This window comes from Bacillus sp. GBSW19, assembly GCF_002998655.1.
In the GTDB taxonomy this organism is placed as follows: domain Bacteria; phylum Bacillota; class Bacilli; order Bacillales; family Bacillaceae; genus Bacillus.
On sequence record NZ_PVRF01000003.1, the window covers coordinates 215,523 to 225,694 of the forward strand.

Annotated in this window: 1 protein-coding gene; it reads left to right on the forward strand. The window is 46.8% G+C overall.

The genetic code is table 11. The annotated features are described in order from the left end of the window. Window positions 1-29 precede the first annotated feature (29 nt). The gene (locus C6344_RS15520) at window positions 30-10,160 is read left to right on the forward strand and encodes a non-ribosomal peptide synthetase (protein ID WP_106073073.1); all 10,131 of its coding nucleotides are present in this window, start codon (window positions 30-32) and stop codon (window positions 10,158-10,160) included. Window positions 10,161-10,172: the final 12 nt, after the last annotated feature.

The window sequence follows — 10,172 nt, forward strand, 5'->3', positions numbered from 1 at the left end:
CTGCCTGACAAAAAAGGAAAGGAACTCATATGAAACCATCAACCATCAATCAATCGAATGTACATGAATCAATGGATACGATTTTACAAGATGTACAGAAAACCATTTTACAAACCAACGAAATCGAACGCTTCGCTGTTTTTTCTCGTGAAAAAACCATTCGACCTCGGCCATATCACCTCTCTCATTTATTTCTCGACCATCACATGGAGCAGGAGGCCGCAGTTGAATGGATACAGACGCAAATGGCTTCGCCTATTTTAGCGGACATGCCCCCAGCCATTTCCTATGGGGGGGATATAGATGTTAGTGCAGGAGCTCAAACCTTGCAGGACGCTCTAACTGAGGCAGCCAAAACGACAAACGGGCTGACTTATATCATCAATAGTGAAAATGAACTCACGCAATCCTACGCACAGTTAAAGGAGGATGCCGAACGGGTTCTGACGGGTTTAAGGGCACTAGGGCTTGAGCCAGGTGATCCTGTCTTCTTTCAATTTTCATCGAATCATGCGATGGTCACGGCCTTTTGGGCATGTGTGTTAGGCGGATTTGTCCCAACACTTGTATCGGCAGCCCCGACCTATCGGGAAATGAATGCCTCAGTGAAGAAGCTTCATCACGCTTGGAACCTGCTGGAACACCCGCTCATTCTCACGGATGACTCGCTGATTGATGAGGTGCAAGGCTTAGCTTTACTGTGGCATACAGATCAATTACGTGTGGCAGCCGTTGAACCGATGCTCACTTTAGAAAGAGATCTAGAAGCACATCCAGTCACGCCTGATGATTCAGTCTTTTTTATCTTAACGTCTGGAAGTACGGGGATGCCTAAATGCGTAGAGCATTCTCATAGAAGTGTGCTGGCGAATGTCAAAGGGACAGTGGCAGCCAATCAGTTTACACAAGAGGATGTCTCGTTAGACTGGATGCCATTAGATCATATTGGCGGCATTGTGATGTTCCACCTTGTCAATGTGTACACAGGCTGTGAACAGATTCGGGCAAGGACAGATGACTTCATCGCTCAGCCGCTGCGCTGGCTTGACTGGATGGACCGCTATCGTGCAACGAAGACGTGGGCACCTAACTTCGCATTTGCGATGATCAATGATTATGAGAAAGACATTTCTTCAGGATCATGGGATCTTTCTGCCATGACGTGCATGATCAATGGGGCAGAAGCGGTCGTACCGAAGACAATTCACCGGTTTTTACACCTGCTCGCTCCGCACGGCTTAAAGGGAGACGTCATCAGACCGGCTTTCGGCATGTCTGAAATCTCATCAGCCGTTGTCTTCTCTTTTGCGATTGAGCGGGGAGATGAAAACAGCGGGGTTCTGACCTTTGAGGAAACGTCGCTGACAGAGCAGCTAAGACCAGCGGAGGCACGTGAGACAGGAACCGTCAGCTTTACAGAGCTGGGGAAACCGATTCCGGGTATCACGATTCGTATCGTCAACCATCAGCATGAGCTTCTTCCCGAAGATCATATTGGCAGCGTGCAAATCAAAGGGCCGACGACAATGAAGGGCTATTACAAGAATGACGAAGCGAATCAAGAGGTTTTTCAAACAGAGGGCTGGTTTCACACGGGTGATTTAGGTTTTCTGCACGAAGGAAGGCTGACATTAACCGGTAGAGAAAAAGACATGATCATCATCAACGGGAAAAATTATCACAACTATGAGATTGAAGCCATGGCAGAGGAAGTACCAGGCGTAGAAACGAGCTTTGTGGCTGCTTGCTCCGTTCGGATGGAGGCATCTGCATCCGATGAACTGATTCTCTTTTTTACACCGAAGCTGTATGAGCCTGCTTATATCATGAGGGCTAGCCAGCATATTAAAACCCATATTGCGACAAAAATGGGTCTGTCTGCATCAAAGGTTATCCCTGTCCAGAAGCATGCCTTTCCGAAAACAAGCTCTGGAAAAATAGAAAGGGCACAGCTCAAGACAAGGTGGCAGGAAGGTGAATTCGACGAAATCATCAAGGAACTGGACATCAGACTTGAAAATGAACACACCTTGCCTGATTGGAGTTATCAAAAGAAGTGGACACCTGCTCCGCTTCATGAAACTGAAAAGCAAACAGCAGGGGACATGGTGATCTTTGCAGATGCATTAGGGCTGGCAGATCAATTGAGATCCCTCTCAAACAATGAACAAACCTATATTACGGTTGAACCGGGTCAAGCATTCACACAACTCACACATACTCACTTCATCATCCACCCGAATCGGCCGTCAGACTACGAACAACTCTTTGAGACGCTCCGTTCGTATGGCGTTTCGGTGAAACAAATCATTCACCTTTGGAACTACACAAACAAGGAAGACACACTTCAAGCGGCAATGGCGAAGGAAGCGCAGAAAACTGGCAGCATGAGTGCATTATATGTAACAAAAGCGATTGCCACCTATGAGGAACCTGTAGAGATCACCTTTGTCTCAGCTCATGCGATGAATTTGCCAGAAGATCAAACGCATCATGTGGAAAAAGCAACGACAACAGGATTGATGACAGCTGTACAGCATGAATGGCCGTTTATCAAGGTGCGATGTCTTGATTTTTCTCTAACAGAACCGGCTGACCGTTCTCATGCATCAGCGATCATGACAGAGCTTACACATGACACAAGCCATCATATCGCTGCTTACCGTGAAGGTGTTCGTTATATTCCTCTTTTATCACCGCTGCATCTGGAAAAAGATCAAAAGAGGAAGAAACCGCCATTTGAATCATCTGGGCTTTACGTGATGACAGGAGGGCTTGGCGGCATTGGGCGGATGCTGAGTGAACACCTTCTGAAGTCCTATCAAGCGCATCTTGTGCTGCTTGGAAGAAAAGCACGAAAGGCTTTATCTGCGGAGCAGCAAGACGTTTTGACCTCACTTGAGAAACAAGCGAAAGACCATGGCGGCACAGTTTTTTATGAAGAAGTGGACATGACGGACGCAAAAGACATTGAAGCGCTCATCTCAAGACAAGAGGCGGCTCAAGGAAAAAGGCTGCATGGCGTGATTCATTTCGCTGGCATCATTCAAGAGGAGCTGCTTGCTGACATGACGTCTGCGTCCTTACATGCGATGTACGAAGCGAAGGTATATGGCACGATTGCGCTTCATGAAGCGGCTTCTAAACGGCAGAACGTCTTATTTTTATCTAGCTCGTCAGCACGAACGTTAAAGGGCGGGATGACCGTCGGCGCTTATTGCGCTGCCAATGAGTTCGTTGAACAATTTGCTCATTATCAAAGGCTGACATCTACAGTGAAGCCGTATTGCTTTAGCTTTAGCATGTGGGATGAGGTCGGCATGAGCGAGGGTTCGATGATCAAAGGCATGTTAAAAGAAAGAGGCTATCTTCCGATTCCAAAGCGGGCGGGCTTCCAGACAATGCTGGCATGTTTGATGACAGATGCACCTCTCATTTATATGGGATTAGATCGGTCAAAGCAGGACATTCAAGAAATGAGCCAAGCGGAGAGGCAAACAGAGCAAGCCATGTATGTCTTTTTTAAAACCGACAAAACAAAGGCTATTGAAGAACGGCTGTATCAGTCCATTTATACGTGTTTGCAGTCTCATCTATCTGGTGAATATTCCGTACATCTATTTCCTGAGGAATACTGGAAAGAATCAGAGGATGGCATGCCGGATGAAGCGTATTTCAAAGCATTCATTGAGGAAAGTGGACAGGAGGCAGAGGACAGAGCGCCTCAAACGGAGACGGAGAAACTTTTGGCAAACATTTGGTCCGAGCTGCTTGATGTCTCAAATGTCAGCTGCGGTGATCATTTCTTTCTACTCGGGGGTCATTCGCTCAAGGCAACGCAAATGCTGTCTGCGGTGAGACAAAGAATGGGATTTGACGTGCCGCTCGCTGTTCTTTTTGAGCATACGAGACTTGGGGAATTAGCGGAATGGATCGATTCGCATGCAAAAGTGGATGAAGCGGTTCCGATGCGGAAAATGGAAAAGGGTCAGGAGATTCCGATGTCTTATGCCCAGCAAAGGCAGTGGTTTCTCTATCAATTACAGCCCGATCTGCCATTTTATAATAATACAATTTCCTTTCGGATGAATGGACCTTTAGATGTGAAGGTGCTTCAGAGGAGTCTGCAGCAAATGGTGCAAAGGCATGAATCGCTCAGAACTTCCTTTACCATGAGCGGCGATGAACCAGTGCAGATCATACATGAGCATATGACTCTTCCAGAGCTTGAAGTGGTGGATCTATCAGATCTGACAGCACAGAAAGAAAAAGAACAAAAAGCGGCTGAATGGGCAAAAAGAGAGGCGGGCACACCTTTCCGCTTAGAACATGATCCGCTCTTTCGAGTGAAACTGATTCGGCTGTCGGAAACAGATCATTTGCTGCTGATGTCCATTCACCACATTGTGTCAGATGGCTGGTCGGTTGGGATTGCCGCAAGAGAGCTGTCTGAGTGGTATACAGCGATGATTGACAAGAGAGCGCCTGATCTTTCGCCGCTGCCGATTCAATATGCGGATTACGCACTATGGCAGAAGGAGTATTTGACTGGAGAGACGCTGCATAAGCAGCTTTCCTATTGGAAGGAGCAATTTGCGGTTCCTGTAGAAGATTTGGTTTTGCCGTATGACTACCCGCGGCCAGCCGTTCAATCCTACAAGGGAAAAACGAAAAAATACCACTTGTCGAAGTCGCTATCTGAGCAGCTGGCTGCCCTTTCTAAAAAGACAGACAGCACCCTTTATATGACGTTACTGACTGCCTTTTCTACCTTGCTGCATCGATTGTCTTCACAGGATGAGTTTGTGATTGGATCAGTCATTGCTGGGAGAAATCGGACGGAGATGGAGCATCTCATCGGATTTTTCGTAAATACGCTGGCACTTCGGATCGATCATAGCGGGAATCCTGCTTTCACTGAACTATTAGAGCGGGTGAAAGAAACAACAATGGGCGCCTATGCGCATCAGGATGTGCCGTTTGAGATGGTCGTAGATGAGCTGAATATTGTACGTGAGGCTGGCAAGCAGCCGCTGTTTCAGGTCATGTTCGTTCTGCAAAACCTACCGCTTGAAGCTTCTCCGATGGGGGAGGCGACATCCGTTTTAGCCATTGAAGATAACGATACCGCCAAATTTGATCTATCCCTGTTTGTTTTTGAAGGGGCGGAGGGTCTTCAATTAAAACTGGAGTATGATGTGGACTTATTTTCTGACGACACGATGGATCGGTTCCTTCGGTACTACGAGCATCTGCTTGCGTGTATTTGTGAAAATCCAGCACAGCCGATCAGACAAATGAATTACCTGCCAGAGAAAGAAAAGCATCAGCTGCTCTATGAATGGAGCGGTAAAACCAATCAGCCTGCAGGCCCGCTTCTCATCACGGAACGGTTTGAAGCGCAGGTGAGAAAGTCACCCGATGCCATTGCTCTCGAATTCGGGGAAGAGCAGTGGACGTATCGTGTGTTACAAGAGAAAGTCGACCGGCTTGCTGCTTCTCTGCAGCAGCGAGGTGTGACGCCGCATGAACCAGTAGGGCTGCTCATCGACAGGTCGCCTCAAATGATTCTTGGGGTGCTGGCGATTGTGAAAGCAGGAGGCGCCTACGTGCCAATTGATCCTGAATATCCAGATACACGGATTGATTATATGCTGAGGGATACAGGTATTAAGCTGTTACTAACAAAAAATGAATGGCTCAAAAAGGTGTCAATCAGTCAAACCGAACTCATTTGTCTTGATGAGGGATATGAAGAGTTTTTATCAGAAGCAGAACTCATACCTGTTGCCCTAAAACCTGATGGACTCGCTTATATCAATTACACGTCAGGATCAACTGGACAGCCGAAAGGGGTTTTGATCCCGCATCAAGCAGTCATCCGGCTTGTCTGTGAAACAGATTATGTCACCCTTGATGAACATACGCGCATTTTACAAATCGCCAGCTTCTCCTTTGATGCCTTTACGTATGAAATATGGGGAGCCCTGCTAAATGGGGGAAGGCTGATCCTGACCGATCGAGATACGATTTTATCAATGGATACGCTGGCTGACACGCTGACATCATACAAGATCACAACAGGATTTCTGACGGTGCCGCTGTTCAACCGGTTAACAGAGGAACATCCTGAAGCCTTATCTGGATTCGATGCATTATTGGTTGGTGGTGATGCGCTCTCAGCTGCTCATATCCGCAAGGCACTGCCGTATTTACCTGAAGGGCTTTTAAACGGCTATGGACCAACTGAGAATACGACGTTCTCCTGTGTGCATCACATTCGCTCATTAGACGAAGGGCAGGCGACAGTTCCTATCGGTCAGCCAATTGCTTATTCACAAGCCTATGTATTAGACGACCAGCTGCAGCCGGTTCCGCAGGGTGTTATTGGAGAGATCTACGTTGGCGGAACAGGGCTGGCACTCGGTTACCTTGGAGATGAAGAAAAAACATCGCAATCATTTATCCCGCATCCTTTCCAAAAAGGAGCGCGTTTATATAAAACAGGCGATATGGGCCGCTGGCTCCCAAATGGTATTATCGACTGCCTTGGAAGAATCGATCATCAAGTGAAAATACGCGGACACCGCGTCGAATGCGGAGAAATTGAAGCCGCTATGCTGAGTGTTGAAGACATCATAGAATGTGCGGTCATTCCGCATCAGCACGAAAGTGGTCATAAGCGGCTCATCTGTTATTTTGTCCAAAAAGGTGCATGGACCCAGCAAGACATTCGCGGCGCCTTGAAAGACATGCTGCCAGATTATATGGTACCAAGTCTATTCATAGAGCTAGAGGAACTGCCGCTCACGCCAAACGGCAAGGTAGACCAAAAGCGTCTCCCGCCGCCAGAGTGGAGACAGGAAGAAGCAGACAAACCAGCAGATAAGGCACTCAGTGAGGAAGAACGAGTGCTGGAAAAAGTGTGGACTCAGCTTCTTGGCACTCCTTCAATTGATGTACATGATAACTACTTTGAACTAGGCGGAGATTCCATTATTGTCATACAAATGGTGGCACGCCTAGCACAGGAAGGCTACATCATTCAGCCAAGAGATGTATTTGAAAAACAGACCATTTCACAGCTGGCACGCGCTATGAAAAGAGCGGATGTGTCTGTGTCCTATGATCAATCGCCTGTTACAGGAGAAGCTCGTCTGCTTCCAATCCAATCTTGGTTCCTTGAGCAATCGATGACAAACCAAGATTATTGGAATCTATCAGCGCATATTGAATTCAAGCTATCCGTACAAGCCGAACAGTTGTCACAGGTTCTCTCAAAGCTTGTCGACCATCACGATATGCTGAGAGCCATTTATACAAAAGCAGCAGACGGCACATGGATTCAAACCATTCGTGCGCCTGGCATCATCCCTTGTGTCACATTCTTTGATTTGACGGATGTTTCTCACGAGGAAGCGCTGGAGCAAATTCGTTTGGAGACAAGCGCTTGTCAAGGAACATTGTCATTAGAGCGGGGAGAAGTGATCAAAGCCATTCTTTTTCAGACAAGTGATCGTACGTCTGAACTCTTTATCGCAGCCCACCATCTTGTGATGGATGGAATATCGTGGCGCATCATACAGGAAGATTTATTAAATGGATTGAAGCAGCTTGCGGCACGGCAGGAGATCGCGCTTGCAAAGAAAACCGCTTCCTATCAGCAGTGGGCAGATGCACTCTATGAATATGCACAAACCGATCAATTACAAGAGCAGGTTCCTTTTTGGCAAAAGATCATGGATCAAGAGGAAGAAGGTTCTCCTTTTCAAACACCTGCGCTTTTCAATATAGAAGAACATGCAGAGATCCTGACTGTTCAATTGACGAAGGATCAAACAGACATTTTACTAAGGCACGCATCACAAGCGTACCGAACTGAGGTCAACGATTTACTTTTATCAGGACTTGCGCAAGCTGTTGGAAAGCCAATATTGATCACGTTAGAAGGGCACGGACGCGAGGATTTATTTGAACAGATGGATTTGTCACGGACAGTCGGCTGGTTTACAAGCTCTTATCCTATTTTTATTCCTTTTATTCAAACCGATGTGGAGAGACAAATCAAAGATGTCAAAGAAACCTTAAGAGCTGTGCCGCAAAAGGGGATCGGTTATGGCTTGCTTCAATACATGACAGCATCTCGCTTACTCAAAACGGCAGCGCCGCAGATGAGCTTTAATTACCTTGGACAGTTAGATCAAATAGATGGTGAGGCAAATCTGTATTTAGCAGATGAACGAAATGGACATGTACATGATCCAAAAGCAGAAAGACAGCATTTAATCGATGTGTACGGATACGTTGTCAGTGGTCAGCTTCAGATGAATTTTATGATCAATCGTGAACTGCTTCAGCATGAAGAGGTGCGTCATTTACCTGAACGGTTCAAAGAAAAAATGGAGGACATTCTGACGCATTGTGTAGAGACAAAAGGCGGCTTTACGCCATCTGATTTTCCAATGGTCCAGCTGACGCAAAAGCAAATAGATGAGCTTCCAGATCATGTGGTGGATGTGTATCCACTATCTCCGATGCAGCAAGGGATGCTGTTTCATGCACTGTTAGATCAAGCGTCACAGGCTTATTTTGGTCAGGTGCATATGACGCTCGAAGGCTTAACGGACGGCGAAGCCTATGAAAAAGCATGGAATCTGCTTGTAGAACGTCATTCGATTTTGCGGACAAGATTTGCTTGGGAGGGGCTAAAGGAGCCTGTCCAATTAATTCAATCAGAAGGAAGCATTCACCTCACTCAGCACGATGTGCGCCACCTGAGTGAAACGGATCAGAAGAAAACCATTGAGCGTTATTTACAATCCGATCGTTCAAAGGATTTCGAATTAGAGGATGCGGCTGAACCGCTCATTCGTATCGCTTTATTCCATCGTGACGAGAAAACATGCACGTTTGTTTTTAGCTTTCATCATATTTTAATCGATGGCTGGAGCCTGTTCGGCTTGATTGAGGAATCCTTTTCAATGTATCGCTCTCTTGTGGATGAACGAGAGATAAACCTTCCTGTTGTACGTCCGTATAAAGATTTTATCGAATGGCTGCAAAAGCAGGATCAAGAGAGGGCGCAAGAGTTCTGGAAACATTATATGTCAGGAGTGGAGGAAGCCACACCACTTCCTGGGGACGGAGAGCAGACTTCGAATGAAGGAGCAGGTATTGATCAATTTAGTATCAAACTGACGCCTGAAATGCAGCAGAAGCTGGAGAGGATGACAGGCACACAGAAGGTCACGATGAGCACACTGATTCAGGCGGCATGGGGGCTGCTCTTGCACCTTCATTCAGGCTCAGAGGATGTCGTGTTCGGTGTCACAGTATCTGGGCGGCCGGCGGACTTACCAGAGGTTGAAAGCATGACAGGGCTCTTTATTAACACCTTGCCGCTCCGTTTGCCGATCACACCAGACAGGACCATTGCCGAGCTGCTGGCACAGACGCAGGAAACGGTTTTTCACATGCGAGAATTTGAGTATACCGTACTGCCAGATATTCAGCAGATGACCCAAATCCCGAATGGAGAATCATTGTTTAACAGCATTGTCGTGTTTGAAAACTATCCGATTGAATCTGTAGAGCCGTATGGTGTACGGATATTAGACATTGCAAGTCATGAAGAAACAAACTATGACCTGACCCTTGTGGCTGTCCCAGGAGATACGCTGGAGCTTCGAGTCACATACCGCTTCAATCAATATACAGAAAAACAAATACAATCGCTGATGCAGCAGCTGATCCACACACTTGAAGCCATGACAGAACAAGTGGAGACACCACTCTCTGATTTCACGATGGTGACAAATGAAGAAAAAGAGCGGATGATCACCGATTGGTCGAAAAACGCACAAGTCAGCGTGCTGTACCCAGACCAAGAAGAGGTCTACTCAGGTGTGCACGATCCTTCCTGTGAGACGGAAATATTTGTGCTAAGCGAAGAGCATCAGCTCATGCCGGTAGGATTTTCTGGAGATATTTTTATCGGCGCGAAGGATATCAAAGCACTTTGTGGGGAGCTTGCCGATTGGATGGAGACGCATAAAATTCCGCATCCATTCAAACATCAAACAGGCGAATACCTCTATCCGACAGGGGATGTCGGCGTTTGGACTGAAAAAAACAAGATTCAGATTTTGGATTGGATGTAGGAGGAGAAGAAC